The sequence below is a fragment of the Labrys sp. LIt4 genome (genome assembly GCF_017813775.1).
GTDB lineage: Bacteria > Pseudomonadota > Alphaproteobacteria > Rhizobiales > Labraceae > Labrys > Labrys okinawensis_A.
In genome coordinates this window covers 292,410-311,529 of the sequence record NZ_JAGIPY010000002.1, presented here as the reverse complement: position 1 = coordinate 311,529, position 19,120 = coordinate 292,410, and the positions used below count along the sequence as shown (strand labels likewise).

The 19,120-nt window shown below is 64.8% G+C and carries 17 protein-coding genes; 3 read left to right on the top strand and 14 right to left on the bottom strand.

Annotated elements, in window-relative coordinates:
• The 3 genes from J8I29_RS04360 to J8I29_RS04350 all read right to left on the bottom strand — a co-directional run bounded on the left by J8I29_RS04360 (position 1) and on the right by J8I29_RS04350 (position 3,114).
• Positions 1–960 (bottom strand): ABC transporter permease, encoded by a 960-nt coding sequence (locus J8I29_RS04360; protein WP_209430764.1) that lies wholly within the window; start codon positions 958–960, stop codon positions 1–3.
• Positions 960–1,994 carry an ABC transporter permease gene (locus tag J8I29_RS04355; protein ID WP_209430763.1) on the bottom strand — a complete coding sequence of 345 codons (1,035 nt, stop codon included), beginning with the start codon at positions 1,992–1,994 and terminating at the stop codon, positions 960–962. The genes J8I29_RS04360 and J8I29_RS04355 overlap by 1 nt, the downstream gene beginning before the upstream one ends.
• Positions 1,995–2,088: 94 nt before the next feature.
• Positions 2,089–3,114, bottom strand: coding sequence for a sugar ABC transporter substrate-binding protein (locus tag J8I29_RS04350; RefSeq protein ID WP_105865252.1), 1,026 nt, complete (start codon positions 3,112–3,114; stop codon positions 2,089–2,091).
• 212 nt (positions 3,115–3,326) lie between these two features.
• Here J8I29_RS04350 and J8I29_RS04345 point away from each other — a divergent pair, with 212 nt between their 5' ends.
• From J8I29_RS04345 to J8I29_RS04335, 3 genes are read left to right on the top strand one after another with little or no spacing between them, the layout of a single operon-like run.
• Positions 3,327–4,052, top strand: coding sequence for a GntR family transcriptional regulator (locus J8I29_RS04345; protein WP_105865251.1), 726 nt, complete (start codon positions 3,327–3,329; stop codon positions 4,050–4,052).
• A gap of 3 nt (positions 4,053–4,055) precedes the next feature.
• Positions 4,056–5,525, top strand: a complete 1,470-nt coding sequence (locus J8I29_RS04340) for a mannitol dehydrogenase family protein (RefSeq protein ID WP_209430762.1) — start codon at positions 4,056–4,058, stop codon at positions 5,523–5,525.
• Entirely contained in the window at positions 5,522–6,532 is a 1,011-nt protein-coding gene (locus J8I29_RS04335) for a zinc-binding alcohol dehydrogenase family protein (RefSeq protein WP_105865249.1), read from the top strand. The genes J8I29_RS04340 and J8I29_RS04335 overlap by 4 nt, the downstream gene beginning before the upstream one ends.
• 287 nt (positions 6,533–6,819) lie before the next feature.
• Here J8I29_RS04335 and J8I29_RS04330 read toward each other — a convergent pair whose 3' ends face one another.
• From J8I29_RS04330 to J8I29_RS04280, 11 genes are all read right to left on the bottom strand, one after another.
• Positions 6,820–8,187 (bottom strand): FAD/NAD(P)-binding protein, encoded by a 1,368-nt coding sequence (locus J8I29_RS04330; protein ID WP_245196651.1) that lies wholly within the window; start codon positions 8,185–8,187, stop codon positions 6,820–6,822.
• A 108-nt stretch (positions 8,188–8,295) separates the two neighbouring features.
• Positions 8,296–8,745, bottom strand: a complete 450-nt coding sequence (locus tag J8I29_RS04325) for an Rrf2 family transcriptional regulator (RefSeq protein WP_105865248.1) — start codon at positions 8,743–8,745, stop codon at positions 8,296–8,298.
• 113 nt (positions 8,746–8,858) lie between these two features.
• A complete protein-coding gene (locus tag J8I29_RS04320) occupies positions 8,859–10,301 on the bottom strand; it encodes an LLM class flavin-dependent oxidoreductase (protein WP_209430761.1) in 1,443 nt (480 codons plus the stop codon).
• Between the two features lie 139 nt (positions 10,302–10,440).
• Positions 10,441–11,652, bottom strand: a complete 1,212-nt coding sequence (ssuD, locus tag J8I29_RS04315; protein WP_245196649.1) for an FMNH2-dependent alkanesulfonate monooxygenase — start codon at positions 11,650–11,652, stop codon at positions 10,441–10,443.
• A 172-nt stretch (positions 11,653–11,824) separates the two neighbouring features.
• A complete protein-coding gene (locus J8I29_RS04310; RefSeq protein ID WP_105865245.1) occupies positions 11,825–13,084 on the bottom strand; it encodes an SfnB family sulfur acquisition oxidoreductase in 1,260 nt (419 codons plus the stop codon).
• 102 nt (positions 13,085–13,186) lie between these two features.
• Positions 13,187–14,425 carry an SfnB family sulfur acquisition oxidoreductase gene (locus J8I29_RS04305; RefSeq protein WP_209430760.1) on the bottom strand — a complete coding sequence of 413 codons (1,239 nt, stop codon included), beginning with the start codon at positions 14,423–14,425 and terminating at the stop codon, positions 13,187–13,189.
• Positions 14,426–14,446: 21 nt separating this feature from the next.
• Positions 14,447–14,956, bottom strand: a complete 510-nt coding sequence (locus J8I29_RS04300) for a flavin reductase family protein (protein WP_105865346.1) — start codon at positions 14,954–14,956, stop codon at positions 14,447–14,449.
• Between the two features lie 406 nt (positions 14,957–15,362).
• The gene (locus J8I29_RS04295; protein WP_105865243.1) at positions 15,363–16,175 is read right to left on the bottom strand and encodes a MetQ/NlpA family ABC transporter substrate-binding protein; all 813 of its coding nucleotides are present in this window, start codon (positions 16,173–16,175) and stop codon (positions 15,363–15,365) included.
• A gap of 147 nt (positions 16,176–16,322) precedes the next feature.
• Positions 16,323–16,988 (bottom strand): methionine ABC transporter permease, encoded by a 666-nt coding sequence (locus tag J8I29_RS04290; protein ID WP_105865242.1) that lies wholly within the window; start codon positions 16,986–16,988, stop codon positions 16,323–16,325.
• Positions 16,978–18,063, bottom strand: a complete 1,086-nt coding sequence (locus tag J8I29_RS04285) for a methionine ABC transporter ATP-binding protein (RefSeq protein WP_281062589.1) — start codon at positions 18,061–18,063, stop codon at positions 16,978–16,980. The genes J8I29_RS04290 and J8I29_RS04285 overlap by 11 nt, the downstream gene beginning before the upstream one ends.
• 14 nt (positions 18,064–18,077) lie before the next feature.
• Positions 18,078–18,305, bottom strand: a complete 228-nt coding sequence (locus J8I29_RS04280; protein WP_068287353.1) for a hypothetical protein — start codon at positions 18,303–18,305, stop codon at positions 18,078–18,080.
• Positions 18,306–19,120: the final 815 nt, after the last annotated feature.

Here is a 19,120-nt window from a genome sequence, read left to right as displayed (position 1 = left end):
TCAGATCCTCTTGAGGCCGCTGTTAACGCGGATCTCGCGCCAGCGGTTCATGCCGACAGCCCACAGGATCAGCGCACCGAGCACGACCTGCACCAGGAAGGGGTCGATATGGAAGAGCACGAGCGCCTGGGTGATGATGGCGACGATGATCACGCCGAGCAGCGTGGCGAAACTGGAGACGTGACCGCCGGCCAGCACGGCGCCGCCGATCACCGGCGCAGCGAAGGAGAGGATCAGCCAATCATCACCGATGGTCGGCTGGCCGATCTCCAGCCGCGCCACCAGCGCGATGCCGGCCAGGGCCGCCAGAAGCCCCGAAATGGCATGCGCCGATATCACCGTCCGCGACACCGAAATGCCCGACAGTTCGGCCGAATGGGCATTGCCGCCCACGGCTAGGATGAAACGGCCGAGCGGCAGGCGATTGAGCAGATACCACATCGCCGCGAACACGATTGCCGCCGGGATCACCAGCCAGGGCAGCGGCCCCAGGAAGGTGGTGTTGCCGAAATCCTTGACGCTTTGCGGCACGCCATAGAAGGGCTGTGCTTTGGTGATGGCGAGGTTGACACCCTTGAACACCGACAGGGTGGCCAGGGTGATGACGAAGGCCGAGATGCCGGTGCCGGCGATGAAGGCCCCGTTGACGATACCGGCCAGGAGGCCGATCCCCGCCGCCAGCAGCGCGGCCAGCGGCGGCGGCAAGCCCCAGACCTGCATCATGCCGGCAAAGGAGATCGCGGCGAGCCCGCCGATGGCGCCGACCGCCAGGTTCATCTGCCCGATGGCGATGATGATCATCTGCGAGAAGGCGATCAGCATGTTCACGGTGATGGCGAGCAGCAGCACCTGGATGTTGAGCGGCGACAGGAAGGACGGGTTGAAGCTGCCGATGAGGGCGATGGCCACCACCGCGATTGCCAGGGGGCCGAACCAGTCTGTCTGCATGAAACGGGGCATCACACCATCCTCCGATGGGCGAGATAGGAACGGCGCGCCTTGTCGATCAGCACGGCGGTGAGCAGCAGGCAGCCGAGGCAGGCCTGCACCCAGAACTCGCCGATCTGCAGCAGCAGCAACCCGTTGGTGAGCATCGTCACCAGGATGGCGCCGAGCACCGTGCCGCTGACGGAGACACGGCCGCCGCTGAGCAGCGTGCCCCCCAGCACCGGGCCGAGAAAGGCGGGCAGCAGCCAATCCTGCCCGAGCTGTCCGGCCATCGAGGGAATGGCGGCGCCGGTGCGCGCCACCACGAGCATGGCCGTGATGGCGGCGAGCGCCCCCGACAGCATGTGGCAGAGGATGAAGACACGCCCGACGCGCACGCCGGAAAGCTCGGCGGCCTCGGGACGGGCGCCGGCCGCCAGCATCTCGCGGCCGAGGACGGTGAAGCGATAGAGCACGCCGAGCGCCACCGCCACGAGGAGGGCGACGACGAGAAGCGGCGAGACCAGGCCGAACAGGCGCAGCCGCCCGAAATTGGAGAAATCGGCCGGTATGCCGCGGAAGGATTGAGCCTTGGTCAAATAGATCATCGTTCCAAAGAAGATGCTCATGCTGGCCAGGGTGATGATGAAGCTGTGGAGGCCGGAGCGCACCACGACGAAGCCGTTGATCCAGCCGAGCGCCGCCGCCAGGGCGATGGCGCCGAGCGCGGCAACCGGCCAGGGCAGGCCCACCAGCTCTACCAGGGCGCCGAAGGCCATGGCGGCGCAGACGCCGATGGCGCCGACCGCCAGGTTCAGGCCCCCGGTGACGATCACAACCATCATGGACAGGCCGACCATGATGTTGACGGCGGCCACGCGACCCAGCGTGAACTGGTTGAAAGGGGAGAAGAAGCCCTTGGTGGCAAGGCCGAACAGGCAGGCGAACACCACGATCAGGACCAGAAGCCCAAACTCGTTGGTCAGGTAGAAGCGCACCGTGCCGCTTTGCATCGGCTTGCCGGTCGCCGGGGCGAGCGTTGCGGTTGGGGATTCGTCACCGGCCATCGGCGGTCTCGAGCTCCGTAGAAACACAGGTCGGAATGGGCCGAGACTCCATCTCCGTATTGCGGGACGGGATGCAGGCCTCGGCCCAGTACCATTATTTGCAGGTCAGATAGGTCTTCTCGAAGCTCGCCAGCAGCGTCTTGGTGATGCCCTGCATGGCCGAGATGTAGTTGTCGACGCCGGAGGCATCGACGAAGACCGTGCCCGAATCGATGAAGTGGCTGGTCAGCGCATTGGACTTCCAGGGCGCATCGGCCTTCACCGTGCAGCCATTGCGCAGCTTGTCGGCGGCGAAGGAGCCGATATAGCCCTGGCCATAGGGGTTCTGCAGCATGGTGCCGCTGACGAAACCGTCCTTGATCGCCTTGAGCACCACCTCATCATGGTCGATGCCCACCATCTTGATGCGCTTGTCGCCGATCTTGCGCAAAGCGTTGGAGGCGACCACCGCCGGCACCCAGGCGGTGGTGACGATGCCGTCGATCTCGCCGGCATGGGCGGCAAGATAGGCGTTGATCTTCTCTTCCGCCGGCTCGGGGGCGTCGATGTCGGCGATGACCTGCACCACCTGCCCGCCCTCTTCCTCGGCGGCCTTCTTCACCGCGTCGATGCGGAGCTGGGTGTTGGGATCGACCAGGAAGCCGGTGAAATGGGCGATCCGCTTCTTGCCGCCCATTGCCTTGAACAGTTCCTTGGTGCCGAGATAGGCCGAATTGCCGGTATCGGTGCCGAGGCAGAAGGCAGCCTTGGAGGGGTCCTTCAGACAGCCGGCCAGCGCCATCACCGGTGCGCCGGTATCGGCCAGCTCATTGGCGGTCGCCACCGAGCCGACCGGATCGCCCGGGAAGACCAGGAAGGCGTTGTAGCCTTGCGTGACCAGGCTTTCGAGCAGTTCGTTCTGCTGGCTGAGCTCCCATTTCTGCGGAACCTTGTAGTCGGCCGCCCCGAGCCCGAAATCCTTGGCCGCGTCCTTGCCGGCCTGGTCCCAGGCGGCGAAATAGGGATGCGGGCCGCCGGGCACCAACGCCACCTTGGTATCGTCCGCGGCCAAGGCCGGCAGGGTGCCGGCAAACAGGACAGCCGCAGCTGCACAAGCAAAGAGCTGACGTCGAACGAACATGAAATTCCCTCCCTCTGGGGCATGATCTGCCGCGGGCGCTCCTCGTGTCGCTCGGCCCGCTTGACAGGCATGGATACTAGGATCCAAGCTCGACATATGCAACAGTGTTTGCGACATCATGGTGGTGAGGCTGGCTTTTCCCCCCTGCCACCCCGATTCAGGATGGAGCGCCACACAGTTGCGATCACTGCGGTTTTTGAAGGAGCCGGCTCATGTCTGCCTTGCCCAGTAAACAGCCGGGGCCGGACGAGGACGGACTGGGCTTTGCCGTCGACCTCAACCGCAAGCAACCCGTCGGCGACCAGATCTACGAGGCACTCAAGCAAGCCATCATCACGGTCCGGCTGTTGCCGGGCACCTCGATCAGCGAGAATCGCATCTGCCGCCATTTCGGCGTCTCGCGCACGCCAGTGCGTTCGGCGGTGGTGCGGCTGAGCGAGGACGGCCTGATCGACGTCTATCCCCAGCAGGGCAGCTTCGTCTCCCCCATTCGTCTCGCGGAAGTGCGCGACAGCCATTTCATCCGCAAGCATCTGGAACTGGCCTTGCTGCGCGAGGCGGCGGCCCGCTGGACATCGGCCAAGAGCGCCGAGGCGCGCGCCATCGTGGAGACGCAGCGCCAGGCCATGCTCGCCGACGACAAGGACCGCTTCTTCGAACAGGACGAGCGTTTCCACTACGCCTTTGCCGGCTTTGCCGAGCGCGAAGGCGTATGGCCGACGATCGTGCAGGTCCGGGCCCGCCTCGCCCGCTTCGTGCGGCTGTTCGGCACGCCGGCCCGCCTGCCCCTGGTGCTGGAAGAGCACCTGGCCGTTCTCGATGCGCTCGACGACGGCAGGACGAATGAGGCCGCCGAGCGGCTCGAACGGCATCTCGACATGATCTTCACCATGCTTGCCCAGTTGCCGGACGAGTATGGCCCCTATGTAACGGAGTAACCGATGCGGCTCACCAACAGCACGCTCGCCCAGCTCAAGGCTGGTATCGCCAACCCACGCTATGATAGGGCTGCCATTCGGCCCGGTATCGTGCATCTGGGCACCGGCGCCTTTCATCGGGCGCACCAGGCCGTCGCCATCGACGATAGCCTGGCCCGCGGCGAGACGGACTGGGCCATCCTCGGCAGTTCGCTGCGCGGCAGAGAGACGCGCGATGCCCTCGCCCCCCAGGACGGCCTGTACGCGCTCGCCATCCGTGACAGCGGCCGCGAGGAGCTGCGCGTGATCGGCTCGGTGCTCGGCGTTACCGTGGCGCCGGAAAATCCGACCACCCTCCTAGACCAGCTTACGGACCCGGCCATCCGGATCGTCACGCTGACGATCACCGAAAAGGGCTATGCGGTCGATCTCGGCAGCGGCGGCCTCAGGCAAGACCATCCGGACATCGTCCACGACCTCGCCAACCCGCAGCTGCCCCGCTCGGCCCTCGGTTTCCTGGTGGAGGCGATCGCGCGTCGCCGCCGCGACGGCAGTCGCCCCTTCACCGTCCTGTCCTGTGACAACCTTCCGCAAAACGGGCGCACCCTGAAGCGCGTGCTCACGGAATTCGCCGCGTTGCGGGACAAGGACCTGGCAGCCTATATCGCCGGCGAGATCCCCTGCCCCTCCTCCATGGTCGACCGCATCGTACCGGCGACGACCGATGTCGATCGCGCGGCCATTTCCGCTTCGCTCGGGCTCGAAGACGCCTGGCCGGTGCTGGGCGAGCCGTTCAGCCAGTGGGTGATCGAGGATCGCTTCGCCGCCGGCCGGCCGCGGCTGGAGGAAAGCGGGGTGGAGTTCACAGACGATGTCGAACCCTTCGAACATATGAAGCTGCGCCTGCTCAACGGCACGCATTCCACCATCGCCGCCGTGGGGCGGCTGGCCGGCCATGACTTCGTGGCGCAGGCGATCGCCGATCCCGTCATCCGCGACCTGATCGAGCGCTATTGGCAATGTGCGATCCCGACCCTGGCCATCCCCGTCGACCGGGCCTTCGCCTATACGAGGCAGCTTCTCGGCCGTTACGAGAACACCTCGCTGCATCACCGCACCGCGCAGATCGCCTCCGACGCTTCGCAGAAACTGCCCCAGCGCATTCTGTCGCCCCTGCGCGATTGCCGCGCCAAGGGACTGCCCTGCGGCCCGCTCGTCTTCGCCGTCGCCGCCTGGATCCGCTCCTGCGGGGGCAGCGACGACCAGGGCCGCCCCCTGCCCCTCAACGACCCGACCTTCGAAGCCTGGACCAGCCAGCCCGACCAGCGCAATGTCCCGCCGCAGGCGGTCATCGAGGCTTTTCTCGGCCTCTCCGCGGTTTTCGGGGAGGACCTGCCGCGCGATGCGGGCTTTGTCGACGATCTGCAGGCGGCCTATCGGGCGATCGCCACCCAAGGCGTCCTGAACGCCGCCCAATCCTGGAGGCAGAAATGAGAGCCCTGAGCTGCGACGAACCCGGCAAGCTGAGCATCATCCGGCGTGACGAGCCTCGCGCCGCCGGAAACGAGGTGCTGGTGCGCATTCGCCATGTCGGCGTCTGCGGCACCGACTACCACATCTTCCATGGCAACCAGCCCTATCTGAGCTATCCCAGGGTGATCGGCCACGAGCTCGGCGCCGAAGTCGTCGCCGCGCCGGCGGGATCGGCCCTGCGCACCGGCCAGATCGTCTCGATCATGCCGACGATCTATTGCGGCCATTGCCGCGCCTGCCGGATGGGCAAGACGAATTGCTGCCAGCACCTGGAAGTCCTGGGCGTACATCGCGACGGCGGTGCCTGCGACTATATCGCGGTGCCCGAAGCCAATGTCATTCCGGCCGACGGCCTGACGGCGAGCCAGGCGGCCATGGTCGAATTCCTGGCCATCGGCGCCCATGGCGTGGCGCGCGGCGGCATAGGGCCGGGACAGCGCGTGGCCATCGTCGGCGCCGGCCCCATCGGAATCGCGGCCGCCGTCTTCTCCAAGGTGGCGGGCGCGCATGTCAGCGTCGTCGACATGAACCCCCGCCGCCTCGCCTTCTGCGCCGACGAATTGGGGGCGGACGCCGTCTTCGAGGCTTCGGCCGATATCCGGGACCGTCTCGGACAGGCGACGGACGGCGACTTTTTCGATTGCGTCGTCGACGCTACAGGCAGCCCCGGCGCCATGCAGAAGGGCTTTGATCTCGTCGGCCATGGCGGCGCCTATGTGCTGCTGTCGCTGGTGCGCGCCGACATCGCCTTCAACGATCCGGAGTTCCACAAGCGCGAGACCACGCTCTATGCCAGCCGCAACGCCGTCCGGCAGGATTTCGAGACCGTGCTGCAGGCCATGCGGGACGGCAAGGTGCCCCTGCGCGCGCTCGCCAGCCATGAAGGCAGCCTGGACGATGCGCCGGGCCTGATCCCGGAATGGTCCAGGCCGGAGGCCGGCGTGATCAAGGCGATCCTGACCGTTTAGGGCATCGTTTGATTTTTCAAGGTCACGCCGCCCCTCACCCTTACCCTCTCCCCGTAAAAACGGGGCGAGGGGACACAGACGTCGCGATTGATCCTCCGGCCTCCCAGTCTCGTCTAACGGTTGAGCGAGATAGGACTGTCTCGGCATGAAACGAGCGGTCGAAGCCCCCCTCGCCCCGTTTTTTACGGGGAGAGGGTGAGGGGCGGCACCACCTGGAAAAGTGGCTAATGTGGGTAGCCCTGATGCCTTGCCTGCCGTGGCCAAGAGCGGTGACAGGTCACAGATTTCTAAGGCGACGCCTCCAGCAGATTGCGCGCCAGCTTGGCGACCTGCTGGCGGATGTCCGGCACGGCCACGATCTCCCAGAACGTGCCCGAAGTGATCGGCCCCACGGCGAAGAGCCGGTGCGAGGCCGTACCGTCGGCCCGCAGCACGCCGCAGTCGAGGCCGACATCCAGCCCGAGTCCGAGGCTGTCGGGGCGCACCAGGCCCTCGGCGAGCAATTGGCGCAGAATAGGATTCTCGGTCGCCGTGACGTCGGCCGCGCGGCCGCGGCACTCGAAGACGGCATCGGCGTCGATCCGCCTTTCGGACGCGCCGGTGCGGGCGGTGTAGCGCACCGTCACACGGCTTCCCCGCGGATCGAAGCCGGTGACGCGCCCTGCTACGATAGCGAGTTGCCCCGTCCGGCGCGCCGCCTCGATCCGCGCCGCGGCATCCGGCGCCATGCGATGGCGATGAATGTCCCACCAGGCCCGGGCGTGCCGCAGGAAGCGCCGGCGGGCCTCCTGCGACAGGCTGCGCCAGAGAGGCTGCGTGTAGGGGCGCAGCCCGTCGACGACTGCCCGCCAATCGCCCCCTGCCCTCTGGTGCTCTGCAACGAGCCGGCGCAACCAGCGCGTGAGATAGGTGATGCCCGTGCCATAGGGAATGTCGGCGGCATCGAGACGCAGCGGCTGGACCGGCCTGTGCGCATGCGGGCTGAGGCCGCGCCTGGAAATGGCGGTGATCCGGCCCCGATGCCCGGCATGCAGCAGCGACAGGACCCGGTCGGCCATGGTGAGGCCGGTCCCGACGATGACGACGTCGGCATCGGAAGAAAAGGCTGCCGGCCCCGCATCGAACCAGCCGTCGAAACGCCAGGGGGCCGGCGGCAGCTTGGGGCCTTCATTGCCGGTGGCGAGAATGGCGATATCGGCATTGAGCCGCCCGCCCCCGCTCAGATGAACGGCGGCGCCCTCCCCGGTCTCGGTGATGCCGACCGCCTCGTCCTGCACGATGGCAAGGCGCCGGCTGCCCGGCCGCTGCACGAGATGCGGCGAAAGCAGATCGGCGAGATAGTCGCGATAGAGGCGCCGGGGGGCGAAGGACTGAGCGTCCGGGCAATGGATGCTGCTGTGCTCGCCGACCCAGCGCCAGAAATGGTCGGGGTCGTCGGGATAGGCGCTCATATTGGCAGCGCGTACGTTCAGGAGATGGTCGGGATGGCTGGTGCCATAGGCGATGCCGGCACCAAGCTCCCGGCTTTTCTCCACCAGGGTCACCCGCAGATCCGGATGGCGATGACGCAGCAAATGAGCCGTCATTAGGACGCCGCTCGCTCCGCCTCCGACGACGATGATATGCCTGGAGGAGACGGACGGGTTGGTCGACATGCCACATGCTTCAATTAATCTACCTTTTTGATAGATCAAACAGGTGCAGCCGGCAAGCTGTCCCGATCAGCCGATCGCGCGCAAACCAACCCGCTGCCGGAGCCGCAGTCAGATATGGTACATCAGGGTCAGGTCGTCGAGATCGGCCAGCGCCCGCATTTCGGCAAGCGTGCGGTTGTCGAGCACGGTGGAAATCGCCTGACGTACTTCCAGCATCATCAGGCGCACGGCGCACTGGCTCTCGTCGGAACAGTCGTCGCAGCGCTGATAGGCCGTGCGGCTGGCGCAGGGAATGGGCGCGAGCGGCCCGTCGAGCACGCGCACGATATGGCCGACGCGGATCTCGCTTGCCGGCCGGCCCAGGACGTAGCCGCCGCCCTTGCCCTTTTTTGAATGCAGGAAACCCGCATTCTTCAGTTCACCTAGAATGGTGTCGAGGAACTTCTTGGGAATGCCGTTCTGTTCAGCGATGTCGGAAACGAGGCATGGCTTGCCCGGCTCGGCGCCGGCCAGATGCACCATCGCCTTGAGGCCGTATTTGCCCTTTTTCGTCAGCATGCGGCCCCCGGACTGCGATTCGGAAATCCACTTCAGCCTTCTGGTAATAGCAAAAGGATTGATTTGCTACTCATGCCGTCTCCAAAGCCTGCCAAAACTTGAGCGAAGCGGGTTCAGGCGTGAACGTTCTTAGCTCCAGCTTCTTGTTTGGAGTTGTCTTGGTGATCCGGCGCGATCCCGTCGGATCGCAGGACGCTATGTCGATAAGCCGCTGCCGCATGACTTTGCGGCAGACGCGCGGAACCGCCGAACAGTTTCTCGCGCAAGGTGCCCTCGGCATAGGCCGTCTTGTAGCGTCCCCGCCGCTGCAGCTCCGGCACCAGCAGATCGGCGACATCGCGGAAGGTCTCCGGGCGCACGGCAAAGGCCAGGTTGAAGCCGTCGATGCCCGTTTCGTCGACCCAGGCCTCGAGCTCGTCGGCCACGCCGGCAGGTGAGCCGACCACCACCGGCCCGATGCCGCCGATCGCCACATGCTCGGCGACCTCACGCACAGTCCAGCGGCGATCGGGATCGGCACGGGTGATGTTCTCGAGTGCCGAGCGCCCGGCCTCGTTCTGAACATGCTCCACGACCGCATCGGGATCGAGCCGGGAGAAATCCACGCCCGTCCAGCCGGACATCAGCGTCAGGGCCCCTTCATGATCGCCATAACCGCGATAATCGGCGAACTTGGCCGCCGCCTCCTCATCCGTGGGCGCCACGATCACCGTCAGCAGGGTAAAGATCAGGATATCGGCGGGGTTGCGTCCAAGGCGTGCAGCCGCCTGCCTGATCGCCGCCACCCGGCCGGCGATCACCTTGCGGCTCGGCCCCGAAATGAAGACGCATTCGGCATGCCGGCCCGCAAAGCCGAGGCCGGCCGGCGAGGTCCCCGCCTGGTAGAGCACGGGCGTGCGCTGCGGCGAGGGTTCGCTCAGATGCAGGGCATTGATGCGGAAATGCGGGCCGTCATGCTGCACCTTGCGCACCCGCCCGGGAACGGTGAAGACACCGGCTTCGGCATCGGCGACCACGGCATCATCATCCCAGCTTCCCTCCCACAATTTGTAAACGGCCGCCATATAGTCCTCGGCGATGGCATAGCGATCGTCATGCGCTGTCTGCTTGTCCCTGCCTGCGCCTCGGGCCGCGCTGTCGAGATAGCCGGTGACGATGTTCCAGCCGATACGCCCCTCGGTCAGGTGGTCGAGCGTCGACATGCGGCGCGCAAAACCATAAGGCGGCTCGTAGCTGAGATTGACGGTGACGCCGAAACCAAGATGGCGCGTCACCGCAGCCATGGCCGGCACGAGCAGCAGGGGGTCGTTCACCGGGATCTGCGTGGCATGCTGCAGGGCGGCCTCGCCATTGCCGCCATAGACGTCGTAGACGCCCAAGACGTCGGCCAGGAACAGCCCGTCGAACAGGCCCCGCTCCAGGATGCGGGCGAGATCGAGCCAATAGTCGAGCCGGTTATAGCTGCGCGAACGATCCCGGGGATGGCGCCACAACCCCGGGGATTGGTGCGCCACGCAATTCATCTCGAAGGCGTTGAAGCGGATGGGTTTGGACATCACTCGGCTTCTTTACCCTCCCCGCAGGGGGAGGGTCGGCCTGAAAGGCCGGGGTGGGTGGAAACCTAGCACGGGTAGAGTTCTCACCCCACCCCGACACTGCGTGTCGATCCTCCCTCTCCAGGGGAGGGTAAGAAACCTATCCCGCCGCCGTCTTGCGATGGGAGGGCGCGACGACATTGGCAATGACCTCGCCGAAGGGGCCGGCATTGCGGGCCGGCCCGAGATCATTGCCGGTGGTCTTCTTCAGCGGGAGCTTGGGGAAGACCAGTTCGGCGAAGCGATAGCACTCCTCCAGATGCGGATAGCCGGAGAGGATGAAGCGGTCGATGCCGAGCGCCATATATTCCTTCATGCGCTCGGCAACCTCGTCCGGGTTGCCGACCAGGGCCGTACCGGCGCCGCCGCGCACCAGACCGACGCCGGCCCACAGATTGGGGCTGATCTCCAGTTTGTCGCGCGAGCCGCCATGCAGCGCCCGCATGCGGCTCTGCCCTACCGAATCCATGCGCGCGAATACCTTCTGGGCGGTAGCGATGGTTTCGTCGTCGAGCTTGGAGATCAACTCATCCGCCGCGCGCCAGGCCTCGGCCGAGGTCTCGCGCACGATCACATGCAGGCGGATACCGAAGGAGAGCGTGCGGCCATATTTGGCGGCCACCGCCTTGGCATTGGCGATCTTCTCCGCCACCTGCTGAGGCGGCTCGCCCCAGGTCAGATAGACATCGACATGCTTGCCGGCGACCTCGTTGCCTGCATCCGACGACCCGCCGAAATAGAGCGGCGGATAGGGCTGGTTCACCGGCGGATAGAGCAGCACGCCGTCCTCGATGCGCAGATGCTTGCCCTCGCGGGTGACCTTGCCGCCCTGGAGGAGCTCGCGCCAGATGTCGAGGAACTCGTCGGTGACCTCGTAGCGCTCCTTATGGTCGAGGAAAACGCCGTCGCCCTTCAATTCCACGGGATCGCCGCCGGTCACGACATTGATGAGCAGGCGCCCGTCCGACAGGCGATCGAGGGTTGCCGCGGAGCGGGCCGCGAAGGCAGGCGTGGTCAGGCCGGGACGGATCGCCACCAGGAAGCGCAGGCGCTTGGTCAGCGGCACCATAGCGGAGGCGATGACCCAGCTGTCCTCGCAGGAGCGCCCGGTGGGCAGCAGCACCCCGAAATAGCCGAGGTCGTCGGCGGCCTTGGCAATCTGCGAGAGATAGCCGAGCGAGACATGCCGCGCCCCCTGCTCGCTGCCGAGATAGCGCCCGTCGCCATGGGTCGGCAGGAACCAGAGCACATCGGTTTCCTGGGCGGGCGGGGGCAGGTCGAGATCATAGGGCATGGTAAAGTCTCTGGTCATAGATTGGATGGTCGATCTCCTGATCAACCATCTTGAAAACGCGGGACGGGATGGAGCGCGAAGACGGTCGATCTGGAAATCGACCCTCCATGCTCCGGCGCCTTCGGCCGTAAAGTCTGCGCTTATGGAGGTCGGCCCAATTCGGCTCGCGTATTCATCAATAGGCTCCTCGTCAGATGGCGCCGTGGCGCGGCGGATTGATGCCGTTGAGCCAGTAGTCGCCGATGGCACGGTATTTCCAGCGCACGGGATCGTGCACGGTGTGGGTGCGGGCGTTGCGCCAGAAACGGTCGAAGCCGAACTGGGCCTGGGTAGCGCGCGAGCCGGCGAATTCGATCAGCTTGCTGCCGGCCAGCAGCGAAGCCTCGGTGGAGGCAACCTTGGCCTCGGCAACGGCCACCGAAGCGGCTGCCACCGTCTCCACAGTGGGGTCGGCCACGGCGATGTCGGAAAAGCGCCCTGCCCGCTCCAGCAGCGCATCGGAGGCGGCCACGCGGATCTTCACTTCACCGATGCCGGCGATCGTGTAGGGATCCTCGTAGCCGTGATCGAGGCCGCTGTCCTTCCAGGGGCGGGCATGCTTCTTCACGAAGCTCAGCGTCTCGGCGAGCGCGGCCCGCGCGATGCCGGCTTCGACAGCGGCGTGCATGATCTGCGCCACCGGCCCCATCGAAGTGGGCCGGTCGAACACGGCCTTCAACGAAATCACCGAAAAAGGATGCACTTCGACATTGTCGAGCGTGGTGGTGCCCGAGCCGGTGACCCGCTGGCCGAAACCGGCCCAGTCGTCGATGACCTCGAGGCCGGGGGTCTGGCGCGGTACGAAGGAGATGGTCGAACGCCCCTCGTCGTCATTGGCGACAACGGCCACCCAATGGGCGAACAAGGCGCCGGTGCAATAGAACTTACGCCCGTTGAGGCGCAGCACCGGTCCGTCCTTGCTGAGACGGGTGTTGTGATCCTGGGCGGTCTTGGTGCCGATCTCGGACAGGGCATTGCCGATGCGCTCCCCGGCCAGGATGCGGCCATAGAAGAAGCGCTTCTGCTCCTCGCTGCCTTCCAGTCGCAGGGCATGCAGGATGAAGAAGTGGTTCTGCGGGATCTGGCCGATCGAGCCGTCCGCGGCGGAAAGAAGCGCGATCACCTCGGCCAGCGTGCCCGAGGACACCTCGGCGCCCCCATAGGCCTTCGGCACGGTGATGGCGAGAAGGCCGGCATCCGACAGCCAGTCGAGCTCCTCATAGGGCAGACGCCGCTCTCGGTCACGCTCGATCGCGGTTTCGGCGATGCGGGCGGCGACCGCGCGCGCAGCGGCGAGCGCCTCCGCATCGTCCTTGATGATGTGGGCCTTGCCGGCCCGCAAGGGCGGTGCCCTGAACGCAACCAGGCGCTCGGGTGGTGTATCGGCGGTCAGGGCGGCGGCAGTTGGCATAACTAAGTCCTATTCCGGGTGCGCGGACGTCTCGTCCGCAATTTGGAAACTCAACACTGGCGGCAAAGAAGAGCGGGCGAGACGCCCGCGCACCTGGAGAAATCAACTCCAGGGATGACGCGGCGGGCTCACCCCGTTCAGAGCGTGATTGCCGACATGGTAGAATTTCCAGCGCACAGGATCGTGCAGCGTGTGGGTGCGGGCGTTGCGCCAATGCCGGTCGAGATTGTACTGGCCGAGGGTCGACCGCGTGCCGCCCAGTTCATGCAGCTTGTTGGTGGCGAGGATGGCGATCTCGGTGGTCAAGACCTTGGCCTCGGCAACGGTGATAGCGGCCGCCGTCACCCCCTCCTCGGTCGGCTCGACCACGATCGCATCGATCGCTCGCCCGGCCTTCTCGAGCAGGGCCTCCGCGGCATGAAGCTTGATCTTGAGGTCGCCGATCTGGGCGATGGTGAAGACATCCTCATAGCCGTGCTCCTGACCGCTATCGATCCAGGGGCGGACATTGTTGCGCACGAATTGGATGGTGTCCTCGATGGTGCCGCGCGCGATGCCGGCATCGACCGCAGCCTGGATGATCTGGGAGACCGCGCCATTGGTCGAGGGGTTCTCCCCGCCGAGATAGGCCGGAATCACGCCTTCGGGCTCGACGCGGACATTGTCGATGCGGACATTGCCGCTCGCGGTGGTGCGCTGCCCGAAGCTCGACCAATTGTCGATGATGTCGAGGCCCTCGGCGTCGCGTGGCACGATGGCGAGGTTCACTTTGCCGGCCGGATCGACGGCACCGATGTGAATGTAATGCGCGAAAAGCGCCCCCGTGGCGTAGAACTTCTCACCATTCACCCGGTAGCCGTCACCATCGGGGGTCAGCGTGGTCTCGAAGGCGCCGACATGCTTGGATTTGGCCTCGGAGAAGGCATTGCCGAACCGGTAGCCCGAGAGCACGCGGCCGAACCACAATTTCTTCTGCTCTTCCGAAGCGGTGGCCCTGATCACATCCACGGCGGCAAGGTGGTTCTGCGGGATCTGGCCGATGGAAGGATCGGCCGCCGAGATCAGCTTGATCACCTCCGTCAGCGTCACCCAGGAAACGCCGGCACCGCCATAGGATTTGGGAATGGTGATGCCCCAAAGCCCGCTCTTGGAGAAACGGTCGAGTTCGGCGGCCGGCAGGATGCGTTCGCGATCGCGCAACGCCGCCCCGGCCGCGAATTCAGCCGCCAAAGTCTTGGCGACCTCGATCGCCTCGGCGTCGGACGCGATGACATGGGCCTGGGGCTCGAGGTCGAACTGGGGCGGCGCGGAGGTGAGCGGCGGCGCAACGGAAATGGTCATGATGATCCCGGTCTTCTTGAGTCAGGCAGGATGGAAGCCGCCATAGCCGCCCTGGGCATAGACGAGCGGCCTGCCATCGGCGGTGCGGATGCCTCGTACGGCCCCGATGATGATGGAATGGCTGTGGCGGTCGATGAACTCCTCGACCTCGCAATCGACGGAGGCGAGCGCTCCCTCCAGCGCGAGCGCGCCGGTGAACAGACGGCGCCAGCTGGCGTTCTCGTAACGCGCCGCTCCCTTGATGCCGCCCCGCCCCGCAAAGCGATCGGCGACATGGCGCTGATGGTCGGCCAGGATGTTCACGCAATAATGGCCGTAGCGACGGATGACCGGCCAGGCGGAGGCGTCGCGGTTGACGCAGATGATCATGGTCGGCGGTTCGACCGACAGCGACACCGCCGAGGTCGCCGTGAGGCCGGTCCGCTCGTCCCCCTCACCCGCGGTGATCACGCTGACGCCACCGGCAACCAGCCGCATGGCATCGCGCAGATTCGGCCCCGTAACCGGCGGCAATTTCACGGCGATATTCATGTTCGTATCCGTCATCCGAAAAAGCAGCGGAGGCTCGGCCTCCCCTTTCGCTGGCACCCAACGGCGCGTCGTGGGCGGATGGTGCAACAGTAAAAATCTTATGTCTATAGATTTTGTAGAATTTATGGGTGAAAAAATGAGAGCCTCGGCTCTCGCTTTTGCGGGCGCGCATCGCTCCTTGGCGTCATGCTGCCCCTCGCCCGTCCCCTCTCCCCGTAAGAACGGGGCGAGGGGCACAAGCGTCGCTGTTTATACTCATACTTTTCATCTCGCCCGACGGTTGGGCGAGATGAGGTCGTTTCAAGATGGAACTCGCCATCGAGGCCGCCCTCGCCCCGTTTTTATGGGGAGAGGGGACGGGTGAGGGGCGGCTCGACCTCGGTTTGGTTTCCGCCGCCCCCTGCCCTTACCAGGCCGGCTGGATCGCGCCCTTGAAATTGGCGTTGATAAAATCGGCCACTTCCTGATTCTGGTAGGAAGCGACCAGCTTCTTGAAGATCGGCTTGTCCTTGTCGGCCTCGCGCACGGCGATGAAGTTGCCATAGGGATTGTTGGTGCGGCTTTCCTGGATCAATGCATCCTTGGCCGGCGTCAGGCCGGCGCCAAGCGCATAATTGGTGTTGATCACCGCGGCGTCGAGGTCAGGCAGCAGATTGGCGAGCTGCGAGGCCTCGATTTCCTTGAATTCGACCTTCTTGGGATTGTCGGTGACGTCGAGCACACTCGGCACCTGGCCTTCGGCGGTCTTCAGCTTAATCAGGCCATTGGCTTCCAGGAGCTTGAGAGCCCGTCCGCCATTGGAAGGATCATTGGGAATGCCGATGACGGCGCCTTCCTTCAGATCGGCAAAAGCCTTCAGCTTCTTCGAATAGAGGGCGATGGGCTGCACCAGCGTATAGCCGATCGGCACGATCTTGTAGCCGCGGGCGGCGATCTGGCTGTCGAGATAGGGCTTGTGCTGGAAGGCGTTGGCATCCAAATCGCCCTTCTCCAGCGCCTCGTTGGGAATGGCGTAATCGGAGAAAGAAACCAGTTCGATGTCGAGGCCATCCTTGGCGGCGATCTTCTTGGCCACTTCCCAGATGCGCTCCTCGTCGCCACCCATCACGCCGAGCTTGAGCTTCTCGGCGGCAAAGGCCGCGCCGGCGGGAGCCAGGGCGAAGACCAGGGCCAGGGCAGCGCCGGCAAGGCGGCGACGCGTCAGAGTATAGGCGGACATGAGAGTCTTTCCTGTTTTAGATAGATATTGAATCCTGTCGGGAGGCATTGGCAATGACTCCCGATTTCGTCTCGCAAATTATTGCATTCGCTCGATAAATTGCGAGGTATTCAGGTCTCGGATGCTCGGCATCGTCGAGACATGATATCAGTCCTGTCGCACGCGTTTATTGACCTTCCGCGCGGCCAGGTCGCCCGCCGACTGAACGCCCTGCACGAGCAGGATGAGGATGAGAACCACCGCCCCCATGACTTCGGGCATGAAGCGCTGATAGCCATAGCGGATGGCGACGTCGCCCAGGCCGCCGCCGCCGACCACGCCGGCCATGGCCGAATAGCCGATCAGGCTCACCGTGGTGAGCGTGAGGCCGAGAACCAGACCCGGCAAGGCCTCTGGAAACAAAACCTTTCTGATGATCTGGAACGGCGTGGCTCCGAAGGAGCGCGCCGCCTCGATCAGCCCGGCATCGACCTCGCGAATGGCGCTCTCGACGATGCGCGCGATGAAGGGGGCCACCGCGATGGTCAAGGGGACGATCACGCCTTTCAGGCCGATCGAACTGCCGACCAGCAGCCGCGTGAACGGAATGATCGCGACGATGAGGATGATGAAGGGCACCGAGCGCACGGCATTGACGATCGCACCGAGCACGGCATTGACCTTGGGAGCGGCCAGCAATTCACCGCGCCGGCTCGTGGCCAGGAAGATGCCGAGGGGCAGACCCAAAATCGTTCCGAACAGGATGGAGACGCCGACCATGATCAGGGAATCGCCGGTCGCGCTCCAAATGACCTTGAGGATTTCAGGCGACATAGCCGATCACCTCCCCTTGCAGGTTGAGCCGCTCCACCGCCGAGACCACGGCAAGCCGGGTCGCCTCGTCGCCGGGGACGGACACCAGGAGCGCGCCGAAGGGCTCGCCGCCGATGGTGTCGATGCGGCCTGCCAGAATGTTGATGTCGATGCCGAGAATGGTGGTGAGACGGCTGACCACCGGTGCCGTGGCATGCGAGCCGGTAAAGGTGATGCGCAGCACCGCCTGGCTTCCCGGGCTTGGCTGGTCCGAGAGGCGTCGGGCAAGATCGGCCGGCAGCTCGACGCCGGTAACGCCACGCACGAAACTGGCCGTGGTAGCGTGACGCGGCTGGGTCAGCACCTCGAAGGCCCGCCCCGTCTCGATCAGCTTGCCGGCCTCCAGCACCGCGACCCGGTGGCAGATTTCCTTGATCACCGACATCTCGTGCGTGATCAGCACGATGGTGACGCCGAGACGCTGGTTGATATCGGCGAGCAGCGCCAGGATGGAAGCCGTCGTCTCCGGATCGAGCGCCGAGGTCACCTCGTCGCCGAGCAGGATCTTGGGCCGGGTCGCCAAGGCGCGGGCAATGCCGACGCGCTGTTTCTGCCCGCCGGACAGTTCCGCCGGATAGCGGTTACGCTTGTCGGCCAGCCCCACGAGGTCGAGCAGCGGCTCGACGCGATCGCGGATTTCAGCGTCGCCGATGCCGGCCACTTCCAGGGGAAGCGCCACATTCTCGAACACCGTGCGCGAGGACAGCAGGTTGAAATGCTGGAACACCATGCCGATGGAACGGCGCACCGGGCGCAATTCGCTTTCGCTGAGCGCATTGACCTCGATACCGTCGACGACGACGCGGCCACCGGTCGGCCGCTCAAGCCCGTTGATCAACCGCAACAGCGTCGACTTGCCGGCACCGCTGCGCCCGATCACGCCGAAGATCTCGCCGCGCGGAATCTCCAGGCTGAGATCGTCGAGCGCGAACACGGCCGCACTGCCCTTGCGCGCGGCGAAAGAACGAGACACGCGCTCGAAGCGCACGATCGGCTCGCCGGCCTCCGCCTTACCAGGCAAGGCCAGGCTTTCCACTCTCACAGGTGCGTTCACGCGACCAGCTCCTCCAGCAGGGAGTGCAGGCGCCGGGCCACCTGGCCTGAGAGATAGCGTTCGGCATCACGCGGACCCACGAAGGTCATGCCGTCGAACCGGCTGAAGCGCCGGCTGGCGGCATGAAACGCAAAGCGGCGCGCCTGCGGTTCGCGCACCACGATGCCGACCGCGGCACCGGAGATCTCGATAACATAGGATTCGGAATTGGAGGGATGGGACATGGATAAAGCCGCCACCTGGTGGCGCTCCGAAATGACAGGGAATACATGTGTTCAGACCGGCTTCAGCAACAACAGCAGCCGCGACACATCTTTCCGTCCGGTTTTTCGATATCCATTCCGCTGACAACGATCATGGGTCACTTCCTGTCTGGAGCCCACGACATCAGCCGTGGCGCTTTAGCGTTTGATGACGCGGCGCAAGCTGCTCGCTCAAATCCCCGCGACCGACTCCCTGAGAAGCCGATGACACAAAAATAAATAGTCCACAAAATTAGTCAACTGTTGTTCGGCGATTTTTTCGATGTCCACAACCGAGCATCCGAACAGCGTTGCGGCCCTCCATAAACCGCTGCGCGACAGAACTCAACCGCCGTAATGTTCAGACAATCGGCGCAGAACTGGGGCGGCAGTGCATCGGGCCAGTAGTCGAAATTGCAGACCCGACGTATATCGGGCATAGTTACGTGGTTTCGGTCGACAAGATACGACGAAGGACCCTGCATTGGTCTGCCGGCGCCCTTCACTGGCGCGATGACGGTGCCCTGGCAGGAAATTCTCGTCTTGCGGGGCAGGCTCCCTTTTCCGACTGCACCCTTCTCACAGATATTTGCGAAAGACCTTCCAGCTTAGCCGGCTGCCGAATCCCTTGTGTCACGAGACAAAGCAGCAGAGATTATAATGGTTTGAAGCTGGCACCTTGCCACGTCAGACGATCGGTGGCCGTCACCCTGTCCGGGATGGCAAAAGCGGCCGATCGAGCAAATGCTTTTAGGTTGGAACGTGCTTCCTGCTCGAAATCATCTGCTTGTATCTTG

Bases quoted from the DNA above. Each gene is read 5' to 3' on its own strand.
- J8I29_RS04320 (WP_209430761.1), bottom strand. From the start codon at position 10,301: ATGTCCAAACCCATCCGCTTCAACGCCTTCGAGATGAATTGCGTGGCG.
- J8I29_RS04345 (WP_105865251.1), top strand. From the start codon at position 3,327: ATGTCTGCCTTGCCCAGTAAACAGCCGGGGCCGGACGAGGACGGACTG.
- J8I29_RS04290 (WP_105865242.1), bottom strand. From the start codon at position 16,988: ATGTCGCCTGAAATCCTCAAGGTCATTTGGAGCGCGACCGGCGATTCC.
- J8I29_RS04300 (WP_105865346.1), bottom strand. From the start codon at position 14,956: ATGAATATCGCCGTGAAATTGCCGCCGGTTACGGGGCCGAATCTGCGC.
- J8I29_RS04325 (WP_105865248.1), bottom strand. From the start codon at position 8,745: ATGCTGACGAAAAAGGGCAAATACGGCCTCAAGGCGATGGTGCATCTG.
- J8I29_RS04305 (WP_209430760.1), bottom strand. From the start codon at position 14,425: ATGACCATTTCCGTTGCGCCGCCGCTCACCTCCGCGCCGCCCCAGTTC.
- J8I29_RS04310 (WP_105865245.1), bottom strand. From the start codon at position 13,084: ATGCCAACTGCCGCCGCCCTGACCGCCGATACACCACCCGAGCGCCTG.
- J8I29_RS04355 (WP_209430763.1), bottom strand. From the start codon at position 1,994: ATGGCCGGTGACGAATCCCCAACCGCAACGCTCGCCCCGGCGACCGGC.
- J8I29_RS04340 (WP_209430762.1), top strand. From the start codon at position 4,056: ATGCGGCTCACCAACAGCACGCTCGCCCAGCTCAAGGCTGGTATCGCC.
- J8I29_RS04360 (WP_209430764.1), bottom strand. From the start codon at position 960: ATGCCCCGTTTCATGCAGACAGACTGGTTCGGCCCCCTGGCAATCGCG.
- J8I29_RS04350 (WP_105865252.1), bottom strand. From the start codon at position 3,114: ATGTTCGTTCGACGTCAGCTCTTTGCTTGTGCAGCTGCGGCTGTCCTG.
- ssuD (WP_245196649.1), bottom strand. From the start codon at position 11,652: ATGACCAGAGACTTTACCATGCCCTATGATCTCGACCTGCCCCCGCCC.
- J8I29_RS04295 (WP_105865243.1), bottom strand. From the start codon at position 16,175: ATGTCCGCCTATACTCTGACGCGTCGCCGCCTTGCCGGCGCTGCCCTG.
- J8I29_RS04335 (WP_105865249.1), top strand. From the start codon at position 5,522: ATGAGAGCCCTGAGCTGCGACGAACCCGGCAAGCTGAGCATCATCCGG.
- J8I29_RS04330 (WP_245196651.1), bottom strand. From the start codon at position 8,187: ATGTCGACCAACCCGTCCGTCTCCTCCAGGCATATCATCGTCGTCGGA.
- J8I29_RS04280 (WP_068287353.1), bottom strand. From the start codon at position 18,305: ATGTCCCATCCCTCCAATTCCGAATCCTATGTTATCGAGATCTCCGGT.